Origin of the sequence: Aggregatibacter sp. HMT-949 (genome assembly GCF_041734645.1) — a bacterium.
In the GTDB taxonomy this organism is placed as follows: Bacteria; Pseudomonadota; Gammaproteobacteria; order Enterobacterales; family Pasteurellaceae; genus Rodentibacter.
Genome location: NZ_CP162010.1, coordinates 653,382 through 679,171 on the forward strand (window position 1 = coordinate 653,382; position 25,790 = coordinate 679,171).

The 25,790-nt window shown below is 48.8% G+C and carries 14 protein-coding genes and 1 riboswitch; of the genes, 9 read left to right on the plus strand and 5 right to left on the minus strand.

Features of this window, described 5'->3' with window-relative positions:
* Position 1: 1 nt before the first annotated feature.
* Positions 2–3,085: a formate dehydrogenase-N subunit alpha gene (gene fdnG, locus AB3F25_RS03120; RefSeq protein ID WP_373604054.1), complete on the minus strand. Its 3,084-nt coding sequence runs from the start codon at positions 3,083–3,085 to the stop codon at positions 2–4.
* A 276-nt stretch (positions 3,086–3,361) separates the two neighbouring features.
* Between fdnG and fdhD the strand changes: the two genes are divergently transcribed.
* Positions 3,362–4,195: a formate dehydrogenase accessory sulfurtransferase FdhD gene (fdhD, locus tag AB3F25_RS03125; protein WP_373604055.1), complete on the plus strand. Its 834-nt coding sequence runs from the start codon at positions 3,362–3,364 to the stop codon at positions 4,193–4,195.
* Between the two features lie 47 nt (positions 4,196–4,242).
* Here the strand turns inward: fdhD and AB3F25_RS03130 are convergent, their stop codons facing one another.
* Both AB3F25_RS03130 and serB read right to left on the minus strand, forming a co-directional pair.
* Positions 4,243–4,734 (minus strand): YajQ family cyclic di-GMP-binding protein, encoded by a 492-nt coding sequence (locus tag AB3F25_RS03130; protein WP_373604056.1) that lies wholly within the window; start codon positions 4,732–4,734, stop codon positions 4,243–4,245.
* 82 nt (positions 4,735–4,816) lie between these two features.
* Positions 4,817–5,764 carry a phosphoserine phosphatase gene (serB, locus tag AB3F25_RS03135; protein WP_373604057.1) on the minus strand — a complete coding sequence of 316 codons (948 nt, stop codon included), beginning with the start codon at positions 5,762–5,764 and terminating at the stop codon, positions 4,817–4,819.
* 71 nt (positions 5,765–5,835) lie between these two features.
* On the opposite strand from serB, the gene AB3F25_RS03140 reads away from it, so the two are divergent.
* The 6 genes from AB3F25_RS03140 (at position 5,836) to AB3F25_RS03165 (ending at position 11,736) form a co-directional block, all read left to right on the plus strand.
* Positions 5,836–6,507 carry a YtjB family periplasmic protein gene (locus AB3F25_RS03140; protein ID WP_373604058.1) on the plus strand — a complete coding sequence of 224 codons (672 nt, stop codon included), beginning with the start codon at positions 5,836–5,838 and terminating at the stop codon, positions 6,505–6,507.
* Between the two features lie 107 nt (positions 6,508–6,614).
* Positions 6,615–8,612, plus strand: coding sequence for a transketolase (tkt, locus tag AB3F25_RS03145; protein ID WP_373604059.1), 1,998 nt, complete (start codon positions 6,615–6,617; stop codon positions 8,610–8,612).
* 90 nt (positions 8,613–8,702) lie between these two features.
* Positions 8,703–9,053, plus strand: a complete 351-nt coding sequence (locus tag AB3F25_RS03150; RefSeq protein WP_373604060.1) for a DUF1016 N-terminal domain-containing protein — start codon at positions 8,703–8,705, stop codon at positions 9,051–9,053.
* A gap of 218 nt (positions 9,054–9,271) precedes the next feature.
* Positions 9,272–9,392, plus strand: a riboswitch (glycine riboswitch).
* 81 nt (positions 9,393–9,473) lie between these two features.
* Entirely contained in the window at positions 9,474–10,841 is a 1,368-nt protein-coding gene (locus tag AB3F25_RS03155; protein ID WP_373604061.1) for an alanine/glycine:cation symporter family protein, read from the plus strand.
* Between the two features lie 227 nt (positions 10,842–11,068).
* A complete protein-coding gene (locus AB3F25_RS03160) occupies positions 11,069–11,365 on the plus strand; it encodes a type II toxin-antitoxin system HigB family toxin (RefSeq protein ID WP_373604062.1) in 297 nt (98 codons plus the stop codon).
* Positions 11,366–11,376: 11 nt separating this feature from the next.
* On the plus strand, positions 11,377–11,736 hold the full coding sequence (locus AB3F25_RS03165; protein ID WP_373604063.1) for a type II toxin-antitoxin system HigA family antitoxin: 360 nt from the start codon (positions 11,377–11,379) through the stop codon (positions 11,734–11,736).
* Between the two features lie 72 nt (positions 11,737–11,808).
* On the opposite strand, the gene AB3F25_RS03170 is transcribed toward AB3F25_RS03165, so the two are convergent.
* Entirely contained in the window at positions 11,809–12,093 is a 285-nt protein-coding gene (locus AB3F25_RS03170; RefSeq protein WP_373604064.1) for a type II toxin-antitoxin system RelE/ParE family toxin, read from the minus strand.
* Entirely contained in the window at positions 12,086–12,268 is a 183-nt protein-coding gene (locus AB3F25_RS03175; protein ID WP_373604065.1) for a hypothetical protein, read from the minus strand. Before AB3F25_RS03175 ends, AB3F25_RS03170 begins: the two co-directional genes overlap by 8 nt.
* A 579-nt stretch (positions 12,269–12,847) precedes the next feature.
* On the opposite strand from AB3F25_RS03175, the gene AB3F25_RS03180 reads away from it, so the two are divergent.
* Both AB3F25_RS03180 and AB3F25_RS03185 read left to right on the plus strand, forming a co-directional pair.
* A complete protein-coding gene (locus tag AB3F25_RS03180) occupies positions 12,848–13,339 on the plus strand; it encodes a hypothetical protein (RefSeq protein WP_373604066.1) in 492 nt (163 codons plus the stop codon).
* Positions 13,340–13,808: 469 nt separating this feature from the next.
* Positions 13,809–25,643, plus strand: a complete 11,835-nt coding sequence (locus AB3F25_RS03185) for a hypothetical protein (RefSeq protein ID WP_373604067.1) — start codon at positions 13,809–13,811, stop codon at positions 25,641–25,643.
* The last annotated feature ends 147 nt before the right edge of the window (positions 25,644–25,790 follow it).

Sequence of the window (25,790 nt, forward strand, 5' to 3'; positions counted from 1 at the left end):
ATTATGCCTCCGCTTTCTCAATGTTTACCAAGAATGTTTTGTATTCTGGTGTTTGAGTGACACCTTCACCCCAAGATGGTGTTAAGGTATTGGTGGAGAAACCACGGTTGCCTTTACCATTTAAGGCTTTCATATTCCAGTGAATTGGGATACCCACATGGTGTACAGTACGTCCGTCGATTTCTAAATCTTTCAAACGTTTCGTTACAACCGCAACGGCTTTAATATAGCCACGGCGAGAAGTAATTTTCACCATATCACCTTTTTGGATGCCTTTTTCTGCCGCTAATTTCTCACCGATTTCCACAAATTGTTGCGGTTGCGCGATTATGTTGATCGCAGATTGCGCTGTCCAACTGTGGAAGTGTTCGGTCAAACGATAAGTGGTTGCCACATAAGGGAAATCTTTGTTTGAACCGATAAATTCACGGTCTTCTTTATAAATACGAACAGTCGGATCAGAGACTACACTTGGATGTAGCGGGTTAGTGTCAATCGGACTTTCAATTGGCTCATAGTGTTCAGGTAATGGGCCTGTTGTAATTTTATCTACAGCAAATAAACGACCTACGCCTTCTGCAGACATAATAAATGGACCCGCATCAGAGCCAGGGGGTTGTGTGCCATAGTCAGCTACATCATGCCAGTTCCAGTTTTTACCGTTCCATTTGATTAATTGACGGTTTTTATCCCAAGGATTCCCATTAATATCAAGTGAAGCACGGCTGTAAAGAACACGGCGGTTTGCCGGCCATGCGAAGGCCCAACCTAATGTACAACCTAAACCTGAAGGGTCTGAGTTGTCACGATTCGCCATTTGGTTACCTTTTTCAGTCCATTGACCGACGTAGATCCAGTTACCAGCAGAAGTGGTGCCGTCATCACGTAAGTGAGCAAAGCCACTGAGTAATTGGCCTTTCTTATAAACCACATTACCGTTAGCATCTAAAAGATCTTCAAGAGCATAACCATTTAATTCCTTCGCTAACTCTGCAGCACTTGGTGCATGCGGTTGTGCATAGTTCCAAGTCATGGCTTCAAACGATTCGATACCGCGACCACCTTCTTTTTGATAAAGATGATGCATTTCTTCACGAATCATAGAAAGAATCTCTACATCAGGTAGCGCTTCACCTGGTTGATCACAGCCTTTCCAGTGCCATTGAGCCCAACGACCGGAGTTAGCAATAGAACCATCTTCTTCTGCGAAACAGGTGGTAGGTAAACGGAATACCTCAGTTTGAATTTCTGCTGGATTTACGTTGTTTGACTCACCAAAGTTTTTCCAGAATTCAGAAGATTCAGTTTGAAGTGGATCCATAACCACTAAGAATTTCAATTTGCTCATACCTGAAACAGTTTTGTTTTTGTTTGGTAATGAGTTTAATACGTTGAAACCTTGTAAAATCCAACCGTTTAATTTGCCATCATTCATTAATTTGACATGAGTGATCGGATCGTATAAGCGGTCAGCTTTTGGTAAGAAATCGAAGCCCCAACCATTTTCTTTGGTTGCTTTATCACCATAGAACGTTTTCATCATACTTACGAAGAATTTCGATGTATTACGGTAGTAGTTTGTTTGGTTTGGTACGATATCTTTTGGTGTAATCGCATTAATATATTGTTCGTAAGACGTATCTTTGTCATTTGGTAAACGCATATAGCCAGGTAAAGACATCGGCAATAAGCCCATATCAGTTGTACCTTGTACGTTTGAGTGTCCACGCAATGCATTAATACCACCACCCGGCATACCAATATTACCCAATAGTAATTGGATCATTGCCATTGAGCGAATGTTCTGTGTACCAATTGTGTGCTCAGTTAGACCTAACGCATATAAGTGCGTCATAGTTTTGTTTGGCGCAGAGGTTTTACCAATTTCTTCACAGATTTGTAAGAAGGTTTTTTGTTTCACACCAGTGATACGCTCAACCATTTCCGGCGTATAGCGCGAAACGTGATCTTTCAAGATATTAATCACACAGCGTGGATCTTGTAAGGTCATATCGCGTTTAGCATGGCCATTTTCGTCGAATTGGTAGTTCCATTTTGATTTATCGTAAGTGTGTTTTTCTTCATCAAAGCCCACGAATAAACCATCTTCAAATTTGAAGCCTTCATCAATTAAGAAGGAAGCATTGGTGTAGTGTTTAACGTATTCGTGTTGGATTTGATTGGTTTCCAATAGGTAACGAATCACACCCATTAAGAATGCGATATCAGTACCGGAACGCAGTGGTGCATGAAGGTCAGCAACAGAAGCAGTACGGTTAAAACGAGGGTCAACTACGATGATTTTCGCACCGTTTTTCTTCGCTTCGATTGCCCAACGGAAGCCAACAGGGTGAGCTTCAGCAGGGTTACCACCTTGCACAAGAATAAGATTGGCGTTTTTGATGTCAACCCAGTTATTTGTCATGGCACCGCGACCAAATGATGGAGCAAGACTTGCTACCGTTGGTCCGTGTCAAGTATTCGCTTGGTTACACATCGGCACCATGCCCAACATCCGCACCCATTTATGAGTCAGCAGTGCGGCCTCGTTGCTCATGGCGGAAGCGGTCATAATCCCAGTGGTGGTCCAACGGTTAACAGTTTTGCCACTTGCATCTTTTTCAACAAAGTTAGCATCACGGTCATCTTTTAATAAACGAGAAATGCGTTTAATTGCATCTTCCCAAGAAAGGCGAACCCATTTGTCTGAACCTGGTGCGCGGTATTGCGGGTATAAGCAACGGCTTTCGCTATTAATATAGTCAAGTGCACCTGCACCTTTCGGACATAACGCTCCACGGCTTATCGGATGGTCTGGGTCACCTTCAAGGTGGAATAATTTAGAACGGGTATTGGTGCCGGTGTGGCTACTTAATGTGTCATAAGGTTTGCCTGTGCTATATAGCAACATACCGCAGCTTACAGAACAATATGTACAGGTATTACGAGATTCAAAAGCTCGCAATAATTTGTATTCACGCGGTGCTGCTAAAGCGGTTGCTGGTGCAAAGCCCAACATCGCAGCAGACGTCCCCGCCATACCACCTGCACAGATCTTAAAGAATTTTCTTCTTGAGACCTGCATAATCACTCCTTTCAACAACAAGTTGTTGAGATACTTAGATAGTAAAAAATTTGTCTAGAAACTAGATAAATTGATTGGTTTCGTTAGAATAACATCGTTGCTAACTTTAAAAAGGCGTACAGAAAAACGCCAATTTATGGGCCGTTAGAATAACGATTTTTTAACCGCGAATCTATAATCAAATGGCATTAGAAGCTATAAATATTGTGATCTAGATCATAAATGTATCAATTATTTAACAATTTATTTACATGAATATTGTGGGACGAAGAAAGAATGAATTGGCGAACAAAACAAAAGATTAATGTCATCAAGATACAGAAAGACGGAGAAAAATCTCTCCCATTTTGGCAAGAAAAGGAGGATTTTCTTGCCGTCGAAACGCCGGTTTCCCTTGTATATAACGGCATTTCTCACGCTGTAATGATGTGCACGCCGCAGGATTTGGAAGACTTCGCGCTCGGTTTTTCGCTCACTGAAGGCATTATTGACAAACCGACAGATATTTACGGCATCGACGTACTTGAAGTGTGCAACGGCATCGAAGTACAAATTGAACTATCCAGCCGTAAGTTTATGGCGTTAAAAGAACATCGTCGTAATCTCACCGGCCGCACCGGCTGCGGCATTTGCGGCACGGAACAGCTTAATCAAGTGTACAAAAATTTTCCCCAATTAGCCTGCACGTTTCAGTTCAATATCAATCTGCTTGATGATTGCTTGCGCACATTGCAAATTCACCAACAGCTCGGCCGACAAACCGGTGCCACGCACGCCGCCGCGTTTTTTGATTTACAAGGCAATATGCTTGCGATTCGTGAAGACGTAGGACGCCATGTAGCCTTGGATAAATTGCTTGGCTGGCAGGCCAAAGCCGATAAGCCGCAGGGATTTGTCTTAGTGTCTAGTCGCGCCAGTTATGAAATGGTACAAAAGATGATTGCTTGCGGTGTGGAAATGTTGGTGGCGATTTCTGCTGCAACGGATTTAGCGGTAAAAATGGCGGAAACGCATCATTTGACTTTAATTGGCTTTGCGCGAGAAGGCAAAGCCAATGTTTATGCGGGTTCAATGCGGTTGGATTTGGAAGATTTAACTTCGTTCGCTTGAAAAGGATGAGCCAGACCGAATGAATGATGGACGTGAATCCGCGACGATTAATCTCTAAAATTGTTGAACTGAAACGGTTGTCCCAGTTCGGCATTTTTGACTAATTGAATCACCGCCTGTAAATCGTCGCGCGATTTTCCGGTTACACGAACCTGCTCGCCTTGAATTTGAGTTTGTACTTTGATTTTGGAATCTTTCACCAATTTGGTGATTTTCTTCGCCATCTCCGTTTCAATCCCTTGTTTGAGCTTGATTTCCTTGCTGTAAAGTTTGCCGTGATGTTCGCTTTCCGAAGGAATATCAAGCGAGCTATGCTCAATCCCACGCTTCACAAAAGCGCCGATCAAAATTTCAATCAGTTGTTCGAGTTGAAATTCCGACTCCGTGGTCACTTTCACGGTTTCATTTTTTTCATTGAGTTCAATGACGGCTTCTACGCCACGGAAGTCATAACGGGTGCTGAGCACGCGGTTCGCGTTTTCTACCGCATTGCGTACTTCGTGCATGGTAATTTCGGAAACGATATCAAAAGATGGCATGATTTTCTCCTAAATAAAGTAGGGTGGGTATAGGTTCCACGAGTAAGCGAAATAGCACCGCATTGACGATGGATTTTTCCTCTTACGAAATTCGGTCATTCGCCGTCAAAAGGCATAGCAGTGCGGTTAAGTCGGCGAAGTTTACCACAACTTGCGCCTGTTGTTGCACTTTCGGTTTGGCGTGGAAGGCAACGCCTAAACCGGCGATTTTCATCATTGCCAAATCATTTGCGCCATCGCCAATGGCGATGGAATGTTGCGGCGCAATAGCGTATTCGGCGCGTAAGCGTTGTAAAACAGCGGCTTTATATTGTGCATCAACCACATCGCCTTTGACGACTCCGGTGAGTTTGCCGTTTTCAATATCAAATTGATTTGAGACGGCGAAATCCAATTGCAATAGGTCTTTCAAATAATCGGCGAAATAGGTGAAACCACCCGATGCGATGGCGGTCTTCCAACCGTGCTGTTGTAGCGTTCGAATAGTTTCTTCAAGCCCCGGCATTAACGGCAAATTCGACCGCACTTGTTGCAGAATGCTTTCCGGCGCGCCTTTTAAGGTGCCGACGCGACGGCGCAAACTTTGCTCAAAGTCCAATTCGCCGCGCATTGCGCTTTCTGTAATGGCGGACACCAATCCCCCCGTTCCGGCCAGTTTAGCGATTTCATCAATGCATTCGATTTGAATTGCCGTGGAATCCATATCCATCACTAATAGCCCTTTTTCCGATAATTTCGCTTCAAAATCCAGAAGGGCGATATCTAAGCCCAGCTCGTGCGCGGCGCGAGGAAAATCGTCCCGCCATTTGCCTTTCAGTAAAACAACGGTGTTGTGCGCCACGTTCCAAGCATCGAAACACTGAAAATTTTGCGCGCATTTCTGTTGAAAATTGAGCACCGCATTGAGGTTCAATGCGGTGCCATAAAGGATGAACGCGTGGTTTGTTTGGGCGGCGGGGGAATCGCTTAAAAGCGCGCTTGGCAGCACGGGATATTGGCGGGTAATACTGGCAAGGTTTTGAATTTGCATAGGAAATCCTGTAAATTGGCAAAAAAATCGGGCTATTTTAGCCGATTTAATCGCAAATTGGGGAAAATCACTTGCATTTTATGAAAGAAAAACTAACCGCATCAATTATGTTGGGGCTCATTGTGCTGTTGGGTTTTAGCGCTCTGGGTGTCATTTTATTCGGCGTACAGCAATTTAAAATTGCCTCGCAACTTGCCGGCACAAATCAGGTTTCGCATTTATCCCATATTTTAGTGCGTCAACAGGCGAGTCTATTTTCCGCGCTTTTAATTAATAATGCGCAATCGGAAAAACTCAACGAGAATTTAGAGAATTTGGTACAACAACGGTTTGTGCTGGATGCCTCCTTGTATAACGCACAAGGCAAATTGCTGGCGCAAAGCGCCGGTGCGGAAAAGTTACGCGAACGTTTAGGGTTGGATAAAAATTCGCAGCATCAAATCATGACGCAACAAATCGTCGAGCCGATTTATGCCGATTCGGGCATTCAAGGTTTTTTACGGGTGACAATGGACGGGCAATACGAACAATCGTCGCAAGGCAAAATTGATCGCATTTTTCACCAACTCTACGGCGGATTCATTGTCGTCTTCTTGTTAGGCGCCTTGTTGGCGAGCTCGATTCATTATTTTATTGGTTATTATCGTCGGACGAATCCTTCGGCTTATAACCTCAGAAAAACGCTTGACTTACCGGTTAAATCCGGCAGCCGACGTTTTCATCAAAGACGGCGCCGCGCCTAATTCTCGATAGTTCAAAACTATTCATAAAATTTCATTTATTTGCCTAAACGGGCAAGCAAATTAAGGTAGAATACGCAAAATTTATTTTCTTAAAACAGGAGAACACAATGCCAACTCGCAGACAATTAGCCAATGCAATTCGTTTTTTATCCATGGATGCGGTGCAAAAAGCCAAATCCGGCCACCCGGGCGCCCCGATGGGCATGGCGGACATTGCGGAAGTATTATGGCGCGATTTCTTAAAACACAATCCAACCAACCCGAAATGGGCGGATCGTGACCGTTTTGTCTTATCAAACGGCCATGGCTCTATGTTGATTTATAGCCTTTTACATTTAACCGGCTACGATCTTTCTATTGAAGACTTAAAACAATTCCGTCAACTTCATTCTAAAACCCCGGGCCACCCGGAATACGGTTATGCACCGGGCGTGGAAACCACCACCGGCCCGCTCGGTCAAGGTATCACCAATGCGGTGGGAATGGCGATTGCAGAGAAAACTTTAGCCGGCCAATTTAACCGCGAAGGTCATGAAATCGTGGATCACCACACTTATGTGTTCTTAGGCGACGGCTGCTTGATGGAAGGGATTTCACACGAAGCCTGTTCTTTAGCCGGCACTTTAGGCTTAGGCAAATTAATTGCCTTCTATGATGACAACAATATTTCCATTGATGGTCACGTCGATGGCTGGTTCAGCGATGATACCGCAGAACGTTTTGAAGCCTACGGTTGGCAAGTAATCCGCAATGTAGATGGTCACGATGCAGAACAAATTCGTGCGGCAATCGTTCTGGCGCAAGCAGAAAAAGAAAAACCAACCTTAATCATCTGCAAAACCATTATCGGTTTCGGTTCACCGAACAAATCAGGCTCGCACGATTGCCACGGCGCGCCATTAGGCGATGAAGAAATTGCCTTAACCCGCAAAGCCTTAAATTGGGATTACGCACCGTTTGAAATTCCGGCGGAATACTATGCGCAGTGGGATGCCAAAGCCAAAGGCGCGGCGGAAGAAAAATCTTGGCAAGAAAAATTTGCGGCGTATGAAAAAGCCTATCCGGAATTAGCGGCAGAATTTAAACGTCGTATTGTAGGCAACTTGCCGGCAAATTGGGCGGCAGAATCCAAAGCCTTCATCGAAAAATTACAAGCCAACCCGGCAAGCATTGCAAGCCGTAAAGCCTCACAAAACGCGATTGAAGCCTACGCGCACATCCTGCCTGAATTCTTAGGCGGTTCTGCAGACTTAGCAAGTTCTAACCTAACATTATGGAGCGGTTCTAAACCAATCCGCGCCCACGAAAACGTAGGCGGTAACTACATCAACTACGGCGTACGCGAATTTGGTATGTCAGCGATCATGAACGGTATCGCGTTGCATGGCGGCTTTATTCCTTACGGCGCCACCTTCCTAATGTTCTACGAATACGCCCACAACGCCGTGCGTATGGCGGCATTAATGAAACAACGCTCATTATTCGTTTACACGCACGATTCTATCGGCTTAGGCGAAGACGGCCCAACTCACCAACCGGTGGAACAAACTGCCGCATTGCGTTTAATTCCAAACTTAGAAACTTGGCGTCCGTGCGACCAAGTGGAATCAGCAATCGCATGGCAACAAGCAGTTGAGCGCAAAGATGGCCCAAGTGCGTTAATCTTCACCCGCCAAAATCTCACACAAATGAACCGCACTTCCGAGCAATTAGCGAACGTGGCACGCGGTGCATACATCTTAAAAGATTGCGCCGGCACACCGGATCTCATCTTCATTGCCACCGGTTCTGAAGTGGAACTTGCCGTGAAAGCGGCAGAAGTATTAAGCGCGGAAGGTAAAAACATTCGCGTGGTGTCTATGCCAAGTACCAACCGTTTTGATAAACAAGACGAAGCCTATCGCGAAAGCGTATTGCCGTCTTCCGTAACCAAACGTATTGCCATCGAAGCGGGTATTTCTGATTTCTGGTACAAATACGTCGGCTTTGGCGGTCGTATCGTCGGCATGCACGGCTTCGGCGAATCCGCACCGGCGGATCAATTATTTAAATTGTTCGGTTTCACCGTGGATAACGTAGTCGCAACCGCAAAAGAAATTTTGTAATTTTCGATTAGCTAGAAAAAGCGGTCACATCATTAGATTGACCGCTTTTTTCACACAGATAGCAAACAGAAGATATTGAGGAATAAAACGATGAAGAGTTTAACGAATAATTATATTAACGAAATTAAAGCCATTCTCTCAAATGCACGCCGACAAGCTTATCGCGCGATCAACTCAGCAATGATTGATGCATACTGGAAAATCGGTGAGCGTATTGTCTTAGAAGAACAAAATGGCAAAGAACGGGCGGATTATGGAAAGGAAATTTTGCAAAACCTTTCCGCTATTCTTACTCAAGAATTTGGAAAAGGATTTAGTTACCGCTCTTTACGTGAAATTCGCCAGTTTTATTTAACGTTCGCTGATGTTGAAAAATGGCGAACACTGTTCGCCAAATTGACTTGGTCACATTTTCAACGCGTACTTAAAGTTTCCAAATAACAAGCGCACTTAAAAACGCCCTTTAAACGGCACATTCTTTTCTTTTCCCTCAAGCCCGCATTGAATTAGCCCAAGCATTTTGCTAGAATTTGCCCCGTTTTTCGTCTGCATCACAGACGAAAAATGAGTTCGGATGAAGGTAGCTGGAGAGTAGGGAATTGCCCCTACGCCGACGATGAAAAATCTTTCAGGCGCGCGCAAGCGCAGGGACTGTTACTGGACGAACCCTTGGAGAGATCCATTGCACGACATCTGTGTAAATGGACGCCGAAGGCGCAAAAGAGCGATGATTTCAACATCGTTTTCCAAACGCTCAGGCAAAAGGACAGGGGCCAAAAGACAATCTGTTTTTTGTTTATTCTCACGGATTCTTTTCGTCTCCTTGTCGCGTTAATTGATTTTTGACGACGAGGAATCACCATGTCATTCACGACAATTCTATCAACCATCGACAGCTTTATTTGGGGCCCGCCGCTTCTTATTTTATTGTCCGGCACAGGGCTTTATCTCACCTTACGTTTAGGTTTCATTCAAATCCGCTATTTACCGCGCGCACTCGGCTATTTATTCAAAAAAGAGCACGGCGGCAAAGGCGACGTCTCTTCCTTTGCCGCGCTCAGCACCGCATTGGCGGCAACCATCGGCACCGGCAATATTGTCGGCGTGGCAACCGCCGTACAAGCCGGCGGCCCGGGCGCGCTTTTCTGGATGTGGTTAGTCGCATTGCTCGGCATGGCGACCAAATACGCCGAATGCTTATTAGCGGTAAAATACCGCGTAAAAGATCGCCGCGGTTTTATGTCCGGCGGCCCAATGTATTACATCGAACGTGGCTTAGGCATGAAATGGCTGGCAAAACTATTTGCCGTATTTGGCGTATTGGTCGCATTTTTTGGCATTGGCACCTTCCCACAAGTCAACGCAATTACGCACGCTCTGGAAGACACCTTCAACATACCGGTCATCATCACCGCCATCGTCGTCACCACATTAGTCGCCATGATTATTTTAGGCGGCGTAAAACGCATTGCCACCGCCTCCTCCATCATCGTACCCTTTATGGCGATTTCTTATGTCTCGGTTTCCATCGTAATTATTTTATTAAACTGGGACAAAGTGCCGGACGCCCTTTCATTAATTATCCGCAGTGCCTTCAATCCCCAATCCGCACTGGGTGGCGCATTAGGTTTCACCGTCATGAAAGCCATTCAATCCGGCGTCGCGCGCGGAATTTTCTCAAACGAATCCGGCCTTGGCAGCGCCCCCATCGCCGCCGCCGCCGCGCAAACCCACGAACCCGTACGCCAAGGCTTAATTTCCATGACCGGCACCTTTCTCGACACCATCATCGTTTGCAGCATGACAGGCATCGTCTTAGTCCTAACCGGCGCTTGGAACAACCCCGAACTCGCCGGCGCCACAGCAACCAACTACGCCTTCGCGCAAGGACTGGGCTCAAGCATCGGCGCCACCATCGTCACCATCGGCTTACTCTTCTTCGCCTTCACCACCATCCTAGGCTGGTGCTACTACGGCGAACGTTGCTTCGTCTATTTAGCCGGCACCCGCGGCATCCGTTTATACCGCCTGTTATTTATCGTCTTAGTCGGCATCGGCTCATTCTTAAAGCTCGACATCATCTGGATCCTCGCCGACATCGTAAACGGCCTCATGGCATTCCCAAATCTAATCGCCCTCATCGGCTTACGCAAAGTCATCATTGAAGAAACCAAAGATTACTTCACCCGCTTAAAAATCAACCACCACGACCAAGACGAAATCGCCTAACCAACAAACCGGCACCGCATTGAACCCCGTAAACCAAGGCTCCAATGCGGTGCTCCCCAAAGCCACTTACCTCGGGCCACCGGCACCGCATTGATCGCCCTGCATTTTTTGCGATCCTGTGCAAAAAAACGCATATTCAAGCTCGACAAAAATCTCTTGGTCTTTTATGGTAAAAAATCTTTTGGTATATATCCCGATTTGGGATAAACTTAATTAAAGGAGTAAAAGTGCGGATTATTTCTACTGCAATATTAATCGAATATTACAAACAGCATCCTGACGCCGAACAACCGCTCAAAGCGTGGGTGGCGGAAGTGAAACGGGCAAATTGGCAAACCGCAAACGATATCAAAGCACAATATCGCCATGCCAGTATCCTGAAAAATCGCCGTGTCGTGTTTAATATCAAAGGTAATGACCACCGCCTCATCGTCGCAATAGCTTACCGACTTGGCGCAGTCTATATCAAATTTATCGGCACACACCAAGAATATAACCGAATCAACGCAGATACCATTGAATAACAAGGAAAAACATGAATATCAAACCCATCAAAAACGAACAAGATTATCAACAAGCCCTCGCCTTGGTTGAGCCTTATTTTGCACGTGAAGACGAATTAAATGAACAAGAACTGGATTTTTTCGACGTCATGGTTACCCTAATTGAAGCTTACGAAGCAAAGCATTACCCAATAGACCCGCCCACACCGATTGAAGCGATAAAATTCAGAATGGAACAAGAAGGATTAGAGATCAAAGACTTAGACAGCATAATCGGCAAACCGAACCGCGTTTATGAAATCTTCAACAAAACCCGCCCGCTAACGCTCAACATGATCCGCAACATCCACCAAAAAATGGGTATTAGCGCAGACATATTAATTCAACCTTAAACCCCGCCTCATGCAATAAGTCTTCAAACCGGCACCGCATTAACCCCACAAAAAAACGCCCAACCGGGCGTTTCAAGGGCGAGGATACAGCCGCCGACTGTGAATAATAGTTTGAATCCGCACCTCATCGCCCGCCACATCATACACGATGCGATAACCGCGACAAAACGCCTCTCTTTTATTACCATGAATCACCCGCCCCGCTGCGAGCGGCATATAAGCAATCACATCAATCTTACTAAAAATATCCTCAGAAAGTTTGATTCCACTGGCCTCATAACCGGTGTATTCAATAATATTGGCAATAATCTCCCGTAAATCTCGTTGCGCATCGTGAGAAATAACCACCTTAGCCATAAATCAATGCCTCACGCTCCGCCGCTTCCAATTCTCTTGCTTTCGACTCAATCAACAGCCTAATTTCAGCTTTGGATTCCTCAAGCGTCACAACCCGCCCGGCCTTAACATCCTCTTCCCCGCGACGAATCTTCTCCGCCAAAAATTCCTCATAACCTTCTTCTTTTTTAAACATCTCTCACCTCCAATCTAACCGCGCCCACTATACCCCCGACAACCACCAAAAGCAATCGCTCCTCCAATGCGGTACTATTCCCCCCACAAACCGCCGCATTTTTTATCTTCATTTCAAAAAAACTACCCCCACCGAAAACAATTTTTCGAAGAAAGCCCCATCCCCCGTGTAAGCCGCCCATTTTTGTTAAAAATTTTTAGGAAGGTTACGCCAGCGACGCGTTCAGCGGAGACTGCTAACCTTCCGTCAAAAAAATTTTTAACAAAAATGGACAAAACGCAACGCGTTTTGAACGTCGGCTATGCCGACGGCCCCGAAGGGGTGAGCAAGTCAGCTGTGCTGAGTTGCGAATAAAAGCGGCTTAGTCGGGGCGTGTTTTCTTTGGTTACTTTCTTTTACACGAGTAAAAGAAAGTAACTCGCCATCGGCGAAACCCGATTCCAAATAACCCACAAATCTCAAACCCAACAACCCCAACCCCAAAAACAACCCAAATAACCCAAAAATTTTACATTCCCCCAAAAAAAACCTATAATCCCCCAAATTTATCCTAGACACCCAACCCCAAAGGCCATTACCATGAAAAACGCACGCACGCACGCACGCACGCACGCACGCACGCACGCACGCACGCACGCACTTCGCATTCGTATTGCGCCACAGCGACTAACCCCAAACACAACCGCCGCCCCAATTACCACCGCGGCCCACAAAACACACCCAACGCACACCCAAAACAGCACCGCATTCAGCACCACATTGAAACACCCAACGGCACGCCTCACCGCGCGCAGTTTGTTCACCGCAGCCCAAAAATTATTCAACGTATTCAACGCAGCACGCAAATCGCTAACAAAAACGCACCATCAAAACAGCACCGCATTCAAACGCCCAACGGCACGCCTCACCGCGTACAATTTATCCGTCGCGGCTTGCCGCCACACCCAATTTCACATCCTCACTGCCCACCCGACTGAGGCTCGCCAGCACCCCGCACGCGCGCCCCGGCCGGTTCCACCTTTGCGGGCCTCCCGCCGGGCAGTGTGTTTTTTTATTCACACCCCCGCCTAAATGACTTAGACGGCATTCACAAAGCCAACTGACGGCAAAATCAAACCGGCGCCCCAGCGCCCAAACACAACAAAAAACATAGGCGCGCTCCGCGCGCCCAACAACGAAAGTACAAAACAGCACCGCATTGAAAGCGGAGAAAGAACGGGGTCCCCGTGTAAATCGCCCATTTTTTGGGCGCATTTTTAGGAAAGTAACGCCAGCGGAGCGAAGCGCAGACGGCTTACTTTCCGTTAAGAAAATGTGACCAAAAAATGGAAAAGCGATTTAGTCGGGGTGCACTTTTCTTTGCTTACTTTCTTTTGTGCAAGCAAAAGAAAGTAAGTCGCCATCGGCGAAACCCGATACTAATTAACGAAGAAACTCAGTCACTTCTTATGGGCTTTCCACCTACCTCACGGAGAACCCATAACAAGAAATTTCTTCAACGGGCGCAAGCCCACAACACAACCCACAATGGAGTATTTTAATGAACAAAATATACAAAATTGTCTGGAACGCCGCCCAACAAGCTTGGGTCGTCGTATCCGAACTCGCGCGCGGGCACGTAAAAGCCTCCGCCACGAGCACCGCATCGAACGAAGCGCTAAGCGATAAAAGCACGCTAGCCCTTGGTAAATTCGGCAGCGGCACCTTAATCGGCAGCGTCGCCGTGACTTTATTAACCCTAAGTTCAACCGCTCAAGCTGTTATTCCGGAAGGTACGGTAAGCAATGGTGCGATTGCCGCGATTGGTGGTACTTCAGTTGCAGACTCGGCAAATTCTGTAGCCATTGGTGTTAATGCGCATGCGGGAAATGGCATGGGTGTTACTAGTTCTTATGCTATCGGCACCAGTGCAAATGCTTCAGGTCAGCAAAGTTTCGCCATAGGTACCACCGCAAATGCCACAGGTTTTGCCTCCATGGCGCTGGGCGACAGTGCTCAAACGTCAGGTGCTTTCAGCTCCGCATTTGGTGTATATTCACGTGCCCTCGCAAACCAATCCTTAGCCCTCGGCGCATTCTCTAAGGCCTCCGCCGAAGGCTCCACCGCCATCGGTAACCGGTCAAGTGCATCCGCTAAAGATGCGCTTGCAATCGGTAATATGTCCAACGTCACCGGCTGCCAATCTACAGCCATTGGTCAGAATAATACGGTTGCCGGAGCCAACTCTACGGTGATTGGTCGGAATGTAAAAACATTAAATAACCAAACTAATCAAATTGCTTTAGCACACGATCTAGATCTCACCTGCGCATCAATCTCATCAAAATCCACTTATATTGGTCACAATATAAAAGGGAGCGCGAGTTCCGGTGCGAATTTGACTTTCAGAGATTTCACGGTCATTGGTAGTGATATGAATTTCGTCGCTAACCATAGCGGGGGTTCAAACTTTTTTGGCTCCAGTGTTATTGGTAGCAATATCAACTACGACAGCTATGGTACATCCACTATGACGATGATGGGAGAGAATCTCACCTTTAAAGGGCTCTCTTTGAGTCATTCAAATGTTATTGGACGTCGCGTTAATATTACTGCCTATAACTCCTCCGGATCCGGTAGCAATAGCGGGTATAATTCTATTAACGAATTAAGTTTATTGGGTAGTTGCGTTACACTGAATTCCGATAGTAACATTCATCGGACACTTGCTACGGGCTCACGGATTGATGTCAGAACAAAGAATAATGGGGTGATTAATACCTCCGGTTTCATCGGTGACGATATTAATATCAATTCTTCAACACATATTGTAAACAGCTACGCAATCGGGGGCAGTATTAACGTTAATTCAAGCAATGGTTCTGTACGTGGTTATATGTTAGGTTATGGTATTAGGATTAACCAAGCTAGTGGTATACAACCAAACAGTTTTGTTGCAGGTCTTGGTATTACCATTAATAACACCTGTGCAACGCGTAGCTTAAACGGATTAATGACTGCTGTAAGTGGTACATTTACTAATGTAAGCGGTAGCCTGTCACCGATTTATGGTGGCAGACTTACCGCAAATGATGCCAATATTAATTTTTCTCCAATATTTGGTGAGAATGTAGCAACATGTTCAACAACTGTTCACTACTCGCCACTCATTGGGGAGGGGCTCTCATTATGCGGAACAACAGCAAATCTTTCTCCGGTAATGGGGCAGTGTATTACCTTGGCTAATGCCCAAATTGATAGAACCCCTATAATAGGTCACTCGATAAGCTTTTCAGGCTCTACTAGTCAAGCACGAGACTCAACAATTTTGGGAAGTGGTTCAGGTTTATCCAATACGCGGGTAAGCGACACAACTATCTTGGGAATTACTCATGCGTTTAATAACGCAAATATCACTACCTCGGTATTTTTAGGTAGTCGCCTTGGTACATCTAATAATGTTACGCGCAGTGTTTTAATCGGAAGTGACTCCACCATAACAGGTGATATCTCTTGTGCCACCTCTATCGGTAGTAACAACAATGTCCAAGCCAACAAAACCCACTCTTTGGGTAATAACATCCTCGCCAACCTTAACAACTCCGTTTACTTGGGTGACCAAACTACCTATACCGCACGCAATAACACCACCACGCTTGGTAACGCCAGTGTTCCGGGTGGTTCAAGTAATAACGTAGTCGGCGTAGTTGCCGTGGGAAGTTACGGCCAAACCCGCCGCATCCAAGGCGTCGCCGAAGGCTTAATCAGCAATCAATCCACCGACGCCGTCAACGGCGCCCAACTCTACGCCGCCATGGCTAATGCCAGTGGCTCGAAATACGTAGGTATTAATTCCACCATTGCCGGCAACCGTGATGGTAGTGGGGCGACGGGGCTGAACGCTATTGCGATTGGCGCGCAGGCTAATGCAACTAGAAACCAATCTATTGCGCTTGGTTTTAATGCTACTGCTAGCGGAGTGAATTCTATAGCCCAAGGCTACGATGCCTCCGCTTCTGACGAAGCCTCAGTCGCAATAGGCTATAAAGCTAACGCTTCAGGATGCGTAAGTTTAGCCATTGGACGTTTTACTCGGGCTGAAGGAGTTAATGCACTAGCCTTGGTAGAAAATGCAAATGCCTCAGGTTTGGGTGCAATAGCAATTGGTAATGGCGCAAATGCTAAGGGTCGCCTTTCCATAGCTCAAGTTGCTGCTTCTAGTGCCTCCGGCAACTATTCCATCGCCCAAGGTTTCTTATCTAACGCCGCCGACGAATCCTCCATCGCCATTGGTAATGTCTCCAATGCCACCCACAAATCCGCTATTGCCATTGGTAACACATCTAGTTCTACCGCCTTTAATGCGATAGCTATCGGTAATATGTCAAGTTCCAGCGCTGAATCAGCGATAGCTATGGGTGATGGAGCGAATGTATCGAGCTGTTCCAGTGTGGCGATAGGAACATCGGCACGTGTTGGTGCTAGTGGTTACACTGCCATAGCAATAGGTCATGAAAGTAATGCTAATAACGGTTACAGTATCGCTCAAGGCGCTTGGACTAATGCTACTGGTGTGAGTGCTATCGCTATCGGTTTCAAAACTAATGCAACAGGCCCATCATCAACAGCGCTTGGTCCACAGTCTAACTCAACAGGGGAGGCCTCTACCGCGCTAGGTGCTGAAGCGTTTGCATCGGGTCGTTCTTCTCTTGCTGCCGGTCGGTTAAGTCGGGCAACGGGTGAGGGAGCAACAGCCATAATGGGCCGTGCAAGTGGTTATTATTCAACTGGTATCGGTGGAGCGTTCGCTTCTGCTAACTACTCCATCGCCCAAGGCTACGCTGCTAACGCCACCGCCGAATCCTCCATCTCCATCGGTAAATACTCCAACGTCACCGGCAACCAATCCATCGCCATCGGCGTAGGCAACCAAGTCCACGGCCACAATTCCGGCGCATTTGGTGACCCAAGCGTCATCAATGCCAACGCGTCCTACAGCGTCGGTAACAATAACACCTTAGCAGCAGGCCAAACCGGCGTATTTGCGCTCGGTAACGACATCAAAAACACCGCGAGCAACTCCGTCTTCCTCGGCTCTAACACCGCCTACACCGCGGCCGACAGCAACACCACGGCAGGTATTACTAACGCCACCGGCGTCATCTCCGTCGGCAACATCAGCGCCAACGAACGCCGCCGCATCCAAGGCGTCGCCGAAGGCCTCGTCTCCGAAAACTCCACCGACGCCGTAACCGGCGCGCAACTCTACAACGTCAGCAAAAACTCCGTGAAATATTTCGGAGTGAATTCGACTGCTACGGGCAACCGCGATGGTAGTGGCGCGACAGGATCAAATGCCATTGCGATTGGCGCAGATGCGGTTTCAAGCAACGCATCATCAATTGCCTTAGGTTTAAGTGCCAATGCTAGCGGTTCAGATTCTATCGCTCAAGGCGTCGGCGCCAGTGCTAGCGGGCATCAATCCATAGCTGTCGGTGATGGCTCAGTTGCTAGCAACTTGCAAACAGTAGCACTCGGCTCACAAGCCAAAGCAAGCGGTATGGATGCAACAGCGCTTGGTGCGGGAGCTAATGCTAGTGCGGGTTGGGGTCTTGCGCTCGGTGTTGTTTCTCGTGCTGCCGGAGGATATTCCACAGCAATCGGTACAGGTGCCAACGCCACCGGCACCTATTCCATCGCCCAAGGCTACCAAGCCAATGCCTTAACTTTAAATGCCACTGCAATAGGTAATCAAGCTAATGCAAGTGGTGCTAGTGCATTAGCGGTAGGTAGTTTTGCCAAGGCTTCAGGTAATACTGCTAATGCGTTTGGTTTTAATTCTTCTGCGAGTGGCTGTGTTTCTTTGGCTGTAGGACATTGGGCTAGTGCGACCGGTGACTATTCATCTGCGATAGGTCGCGCTGCATTTGCGTCAGGGCGGAATTCCCTAGCAGTGGGTGATGCCGCTGGAGCGCTAGGCAACTTCTCTCTAGCAGTTGGCACAGCCGCCAACGCATCCGGTCAATCATCCATCGCCCAAGGCTTCTTCGCCAACGCCTCCGGCCTTGAATCCATCTCCATCGGTAACGCCTCAAACGTCACCGGCAACCAATCCATCGGAATCGGTGTAGGCAACCAAGTTCACGGCCACAACTCCGGTGCATTCGGTGACCCAAGCATCATCAACGCTAACGCGTCCTACAGCGTCGGTAACAACAACACCCTCGCCGCAGGTCAAACCGGCGTATTCGCGCTCGGTAACGACATCAGCACGACGACCAACAACTCCGTGTTCTTAGGCTCCAACAGCGCCTACGTCGCCGCCGGCACCAGCACCAAAGGCCTCAGCGCATACACCTCCGAAACCCTCGGCAGCGGCCCGGGTGCCATCACCCTGAACTTCTCAGGCAGCACACCGGCAGGCGTAGTGAGCGTCGGCGCCGCCGGCCAAGAACGCCGCATCCAAAACGTCGCTGCAGGTCTTCTGAGCAACACTTCGACTGACGCCGTAAACGGCTCACAACTCTACGCCGTCGCTCAAGTGGCCTACAACGCCACCACCGAAGCCAAAGCCGCCAACAGCACCGCCAACGCCGCGAACTCCACAGCGAACGCCGCGAACAGCACCGCATTGGCCGCCAACAGCACCGCGACAGCAGCGAACTCAACTGCGAACTACGCGAACAGCACCGCATTGGCCGCCAACAGCACCGCGACTGCCGCGAACTCAACTGCTAACGCAGCTAACACAACCGCAAATACTGCAAACTCCACTGCGAACTACGCAAATAGCACCGCATTGGCAGCCAACAGTACAGCTAATGCTGCAAACAGCACCGCATTGGCGGCTAACAGCACGGCTAACGCAGCTAACACAACTGCGAACACTGCAAACTCCACTGCGAACTACGCCAACAGCACCGCATTGGTAGCAAATAGCACAGCGAACTACGCAAACAGCACCGCATTGGTAGCGAACAGCACGGCTAACGCAGCTAACACAACCGCTAACAACGCGAATAGCACAGCAACTGCGGCTAACTCAACTGCTAACGCAGCTAACACAACAGCAAATACTGCAAACAGCACTGCGAACGTAGCTAACTCTACAGCGAACTACGCAAACAGCACCGCATTGGTAGCCAACAGCACAGCGAATGCTGCAAACAGTACCGCATTAGCAGCAAACAGCACGGCTAACGCAGCTAACACAACCGCTAACAACGCGAATAGCACAGCAACTGCAGCTAACTCAACTGCTAACGCAGCTAACACAACTGCGAACACTGCAAACTCCACTGCGAACTATGCAAACAGCACCGCATTGGTAGCTAACAGCACTGCGAACTATGCGAATAGCACCGCATTAGCAGCGAACAGCACAGCTAACGCAGCTAATACAACGGCGAACACTGCAAACTCCACTGCAAACTATGCAAACAGCACCGCATTGGTAGCCAATAGCACTGCGAACTACGCAAACAGCACCGCATTGGCAGCCAACAGTACCGCAAATGCTGCAAACACAACGGCTAACAACGCGAACAGTACAGCGACTGCTGCTAATACAACTGCGAATGCAGCTAACAGCACAGCTAACGTAGCGAACTCTACAGCGAACTACGCAAATAGCACCGCATTGGTAGCTAACAGCACAGCGAACTACGCAAACAGCACCGCGACCTTAGCCAACACAACGGCTAACACCGCGAACTCCACCGCGAACGCCGCGCTTGCAAATGCGTCTAGCGCCAACGCTAACGCAACTGCCGCGTTAAACAACGCCACCGCTGCGAACGCCACAGCCACCGCTGTGAACGCCACCGCGCACGCCGCATTGAATAACGCCACAGCCGCAAACACCAACGCCACCGCTGCGTTAAACAACGCGACTGCCGCGAACGCGACAGCTACTGCCGCCAACAGCACCGCGAACGCTGCAAATAGCACCGCATTGGCCGCAAACTCAACGGCAAATATCGCCAACAGCACGGCCTTCGCTGCGAACTCAACGGCTAACGCAGCAAACACAACCGCGAACACTGCGAACTCCACTGCGAACTATGCAAATAGCACCGCATTGGCAGCTAACAGCACAGCAAATGCTGCGAACACAACGGCTAACAATGCGAATAGCACTGCAACTGCGGCTAACACAACTGCAAATGCAGCTAACAGCACAGCTAACGCAGCCAACACAACGGCGAACACTGCAAACTCCACAGCGAACTACGCAAACAGCACCGCATTGGCAGCAAACAGTACCGCGAATGCTGCGAACACAACGGCTAACAACGCGAATAGCACAGCGACTGCAGCTAACAGCACTGCCAACGTAGCGAACTCCACAGCGAACTATGCAAACAGCACCGCATTGGTAGCGAACAGCACCGCGACTGCAGCTAACAGCACCGCTAACGCAGCGAACACAACCGCGAACACTGCAAACTCCACTGCGAACTATGCAAATAGCACCGCATTGGCAGCGAACAGCACCGCGAATGCAGCCAATACAACGGCTAACAACGCAAACAGCACAGCGACTGCGGCTAACTCAACTGCTAACGCAGCGAATACAACCGCGAATACTGCAAACTCCACAGCGAACTATGCAAATAGCACCGCATTGGCAGCCAACAGTACCGCAAATGCAGCCAATACAACCGCTAACAACGCGAACAGCACAGCGACAGCAGCGAACTCCACAGCTAACGCAGCCAACACAACGGCGAACAATGCAAACAGCACGGCGACTGCAGCTAACAGCACCGCTAACGCAGCTAACACAACTGCAAATGCAGCCAATAGCACCGCGAACGTAGCTAACAGCACCGCCTTTGCTGCTAACTCCACTGCAAATGCAGCGAATAGCACTGCGAACGTGGCTAATAGCACCGCCTTTGCTGCTAACTCAACTGCTAATGCAGCCAATAGCACAGCGAACGTGGCAAACAGCACTGCCTTTGCTGCTAACTCCACTGCAAATGCAGCGAACAGCACTGCAAACGTAGCTAACAGCACCGCCTCTGCTGCTAACTCAACTGCAAACGTTGCTAACTCAACTGCAAACGTTGCTAACTCTACAGCCTTTGCTGCGAACTCAACTGCTAACGCAGCCAATAGCACCGCGAACGTAGCTAACAGCACCGCGAACGTGGCTAACTCCACAGCCTTTGCAGCTAACTCAACTGCTAACGCAGCGAATAGCACAGCGAACGTAGCTAATAGCACTGCCTTTGCTGCTAACTCAACTGCTAACGCAGCCAACAGTACCGCGAACGTGGCTAACTCCACAGCCTTTGCTGCTAACTCAACTGCAAATGCAGCCAATAGCACGGCAAATGTTGCAAACAGCACCGCCTTCGCCGCTAACTCAACTGCAAACGCAGCCAACAGCACAGCGAATGTTGCAAACAGCACTGCAAACGTGGCTAACTCTACAGCCTTCGCCGCTAACTCCACTGCAAATGCAGCCAATAGCACCGCGAACGTGGCTAACAGCACCGCCTTTGCTGCTAACTCAACTGCAAATGCAGCCAACAGCACAGCGAATGTGGCTAATAGCACAGCGAACGTAGCTAACAGCACCGCCTTCGCCGCTAACTCCACTGCAAACGCAGCGAATAGCACAGCGAATGTGGCTAACAGCACTGCCTTCGCCGCTAACTCAACTGCTAATGCAGCGAACAGCACCGCGAATGTAGCAAATAGCACTGCAAATGTGGCTAACTCCACAGCCTTTGCGGCGAACTCAACTGCTAATGCAGCGAATAGCACTGCGAATGTTGCAAACAGCACCGCCTTCGCCGCTAACTCAACTGCTAACGCAGCGAATAGCACTGCGAATGTGGCAAACAGCACAGCCTTCGCCGCTAACTCCACTGCAAATGCAGCGAATAGCACCGCGAACGTGGCTAATAGCACCGCCTTTGCCGCGAACTCAACTGCTAACGCAGCGAATAGCACCGCTAATACTGCAAACAGCACCGCGAACGTAGCTAACTCCACAGCCTTTGCTGCTAACTCAACTGCTAACGCAGCCAATAGCACCGCGAACGTGGCTAACAGCACTGCAAACGTGGCTAACAGCACCGCCTTTGCCGCTAACTCAACTGCTAATGCAGCCAATAGCACAGCGAATGTGGCTAATAGCACTGCAAATGTAGCTAACAGCACAGCCTTCGCCGCTAACTCAACTGCTAACGCAGCGAACAGCACCGCGAATGTGGCTAATAGCACAGCAAACGTAGCTAACAGCACCGCCTTTGCTGCTAACTCAACTGCTAATGCAGCCAATAGCACCGCAAATGTGGCTAACAGCACTGCAAACGTAGCTAACAGCACCGCCTTCGCCGCTAACTCAACTGCTAACGCAGCCAACAGCACAGCGAATGTAGCTAATAGCACTGCAAACGTGGCTAACTCCACAGCCTTTGCTGCTAACTCAACTGCAAATGCAGCGAATAGCACTGCAAACGTGGCTAACAGCACCGCCTTCGCCGCTAACTCAACTGCTAATGCAGCCAACAGCACAGCAAATGTAGCTAACAGCACTGCAAACGTAGCTAACTCCACAGCCTTTGCTGCTAACTCAACTGCTAATGCAGCCAATAGCACCGCGAATGTGGCTAATAGCACTGCAAACGTGGCTAACTCCACAGCCTTCGCCGCTAACTCCACTGCTAATGCAGCGAATAGCACTGCGAATGTGGCTAACTCCACAGCCTTTGCTGCGAACTCCACTGCAAATGCAGCCAACAGCACAGCGAACGTAGCTAACAGCACCGCCTTCGCCGCTAACTCCACTGCAAATGCAGCGAATAGCACCGCGAATGTTGCGAACAGCACAGCCTTTGCTGCGAACTCCACTGCCTTCGCCGCTAACTCAACTGCTAACGCAGCGAATAGCACAGCGAACGTGGCCAACTCCACAGCCTTTGCTGCTAACTCAACTGCAAACGCAGCCAATAGCACCGCGAATGTTGCGAATAGCACTGCAAACGTGGCTAACAGCACAGCCTTCGCTGCTAACTCAACTGCGAATGCAGCGAATAGCACAGCGAACGTTGCTAACAGCACAGCCTTTGCTGCGAACTCAACTGCTAACGCAGCGAATAGCACCGCGAATGTGGCTAACAGCACGGCCTTTGCTGCTAACTCAACAGCTAATGCAGCCAATAGCACAGCGAATGTTGCGAACAGCACTGCCTTCGCCGCTAACTCAACTGCTAATGCAGCGAATAGCACTGCGAACGTGGCTAATAGCACAGCGTTTGCTGCGAACTCCACTGCAAATGCAGCGAATAGCACAGCGAACGTGGCCAACTCCACAGCCTTCGCCGCTAACTCCACTGCTAACGCAGCCAATAGCACCGCGAATGTTGCGAATAGCACTGCAAACGTGGCTAACAGCACAGCCTTCGCTGCTAACTCAACTGCGAATGCAGCGAATAGCACAGCGAACGTTGCTAACAGCACAGCCTTTGCTGCGAACTCAACTGCTAACGCAGCGAATAGCACCGCGAATGTGGCTAACAGCACGGCCTTTGCTGCTAACTCAACAGCTAATGCAGCCAATAGCACAGCGAATGTTGCGAACAGCACTGCCTTCGCCGCTAACTCAACTGCAAATGCAGCGAATAGCACAGCGAATGTGGCTAACAGCACAGCCTTTGCGGCGAACTCAACTGCAAACGCAGCCAATAGCACCGCGAACGTAGCTAACAGCACCGCCTTTGCTGCGAACTCCACTGCTAATGCAGCCAATAGCACAGCGAATGTGGCTAATAGCACTGCCTTCGCCGCTAACTCAACTGCTAACGCAGCGAATAGCACCGCTAATACTGCAAACAGCACTGCTAATGCAGCCAATACAACGGCGAATACTGCGAACAGCACAGCTAATGTGGCTAACACAACGGCGAATACTGCGAACAGCACAGCTAATGTGGCTAACACAACGGCGAATACTGCGAACAGCACCGCCAATGCGGCTAATACAACGGCAAATACTGCGAACAGCACAGCCAATGCGGCCAACACAACGGCGAACACTGCGAACAGCACAGCCAATGCGGCCAACACAACGGCGAATACTGCGAACAGCACAGCCAATGTGGCCAACACAACGGCGAATACTGCGAACAGCACAGCCAATGCGGCCAACACAACGGCGAATACTGCGAACAGTACAGCCAATGCGGCCAACACAACGGCGAATACTGCGAACAGTACAGCCAATGTGGCTAATACAACGGCGAATACTGCGAACAGCACAGCTAATGTGGCTAACACAACGGCGAATACTGCGAACAGCACCGCCAATGCGGCTAACACAACGGCGAACACTGCGAACAGCACAGCCAATGCGGCCAACACAACGGCGAATACTGCGAACAGCACAGCCAATGCGGCCAACACAACGGCGAACACTGCGAACACTACAGCCAATGCGGCTAACACAACGGCGAATACTGCGAACAGTACAGCCAATGCGGCTAACACAACGGCGAATACTGCGAACAGCACAGCCAATGCGGCCAACACAACGGCGAATACTGCGAACAGTACAGCCAATGCGGCTAATACAACGGCGAATACTGCGAACAGTACAGCCAATGTGGCCAACACAACGGCGAACACTGCCAATACCACAGCCAATGCGGCAAATACCACGGCGAATAATGCAATGAGTCAAGCTTCTCAAGCATTGAATGCAACAAATGCCGGTTGGGAATTGACCACCAATGCAACAGGTACGGGTATTGCGACCGGTTCTAGTGTGGCGACTGTGAATGCGACGAATAAAGTTGTGACCTTCACGGCGGGCAATAACATTGAGATCACACAAAGCGGTCGAAATGTCACCATGGCCTTGGCGAATAACATTTCTGTGAACAGTGTGAGAACAAATGATCTCACTGTGAGCGGAACGGCGAACTTCACCGGTACAACCAACTTGGGCGGCACCACAAACATTAGCGGTAACTTGAATGTTACAACTGGTACTAATGTGAACATGGGCGGCAACCGCATTCAAAACGTAGGTAATGCAACAGCACCTACCGATGCGGTGAATAAAGCTTATGTGGATGCGGCATTAAGTAACGTGAGTTCGTCAGCTCGTGTGGATCAACTTAGTCGTGACTTGAATAAAGTTGATAAGAACGCACGTGCAGGTATTGCCGGTGCGATGGCAGCGAGCGGCTTGTATCAAGCTACTCAACCGGGTAAATCCATGGTTTCTGCGGGGGCGGCGACTTATCGCGGCCAAAACGCGGTTGCGGTGGGTTACTCTCGCTTGTCCGACAACGGTAAAGTGGGTATTAAATTCTCTGTGAATACGAATACTCAAGGCGATACCGGCGCGGCCGCAAGCGTGGGCTATCAATGGTAATGCGATAAATTAACGCGTTAAATACAACGAAAACCGCAGGTGAAAGCCTGCGGTTTTTTTTGTGAGAGAAAAAAGGAAAGGAAGAGCGCGAAGTGTTTAATGGGCACCGCATTGGGAGCGATGTTGGGCGTTAAAATGGGTCTGAAA

What these genes read in the sequence shown, in the direction of transcription:
- fdhD (WP_373604055.1), top strand. Translation starts at nt 3,362, where the DNA reads ATGAATTGGCGAACAAAACAAAAGATTAATGTCATCAAGATACAGAAA.
- AB3F25_RS03130 (WP_373604056.1), bottom strand. Translation starts at nt 4,734, where the DNA reads ATGCCATCTTTTGATATCGTTTCCGAAATTACCATGCACGAAGTACGC.
- serB (WP_373604057.1), bottom strand. Translation starts at nt 5,764, where the DNA reads ATGCAAATTCAAAACCTTGCCAGTATTACCCGCCAATATCCCGTGCTG.
- tkt (WP_373604059.1), top strand. Translation starts at nt 6,615, where the DNA reads ATGCCAACTCGCAGACAATTAGCCAATGCAATTCGTTTTTTATCCATG.
- AB3F25_RS03150 (WP_373604060.1), top strand. Translation starts at nt 8,703, where the DNA reads ATGAAGAGTTTAACGAATAATTATATTAACGAAATTAAAGCCATTCTC.
- AB3F25_RS03155 (WP_373604061.1), top strand. Translation starts at nt 9,474, where the DNA reads ATGTCATTCACGACAATTCTATCAACCATCGACAGCTTTATTTGGGGC.
- AB3F25_RS03165 (WP_373604063.1), top strand. Translation starts at nt 11,377, where the DNA reads ATGAATATCAAACCCATCAAAAACGAACAAGATTATCAACAAGCCCTC.
- AB3F25_RS03170 (WP_373604064.1), bottom strand. Translation starts at nt 12,093, where the DNA reads ATGGCTAAGGTGGTTATTTCTCACGATGCGCAACGAGATTTACGGGAG.
- AB3F25_RS03175 (WP_373604065.1), bottom strand. Translation starts at nt 12,268, where the DNA reads ATGTTTAAAAAAGAAGAAGGTTATGAGGAATTTTTGGCGGAGAAGATT.
- AB3F25_RS03180 (WP_373604066.1), top strand. Translation starts at nt 12,848, where the DNA reads ATGAAAAACGCACGCACGCACGCACGCACGCACGCACGCACGCACGCA.
- AB3F25_RS03185 (WP_373604067.1), top strand. Translation starts at nt 13,809, where the DNA reads ATGAACAAAATATACAAAATTGTCTGGAACGCCGCCCAACAAGCTTGG.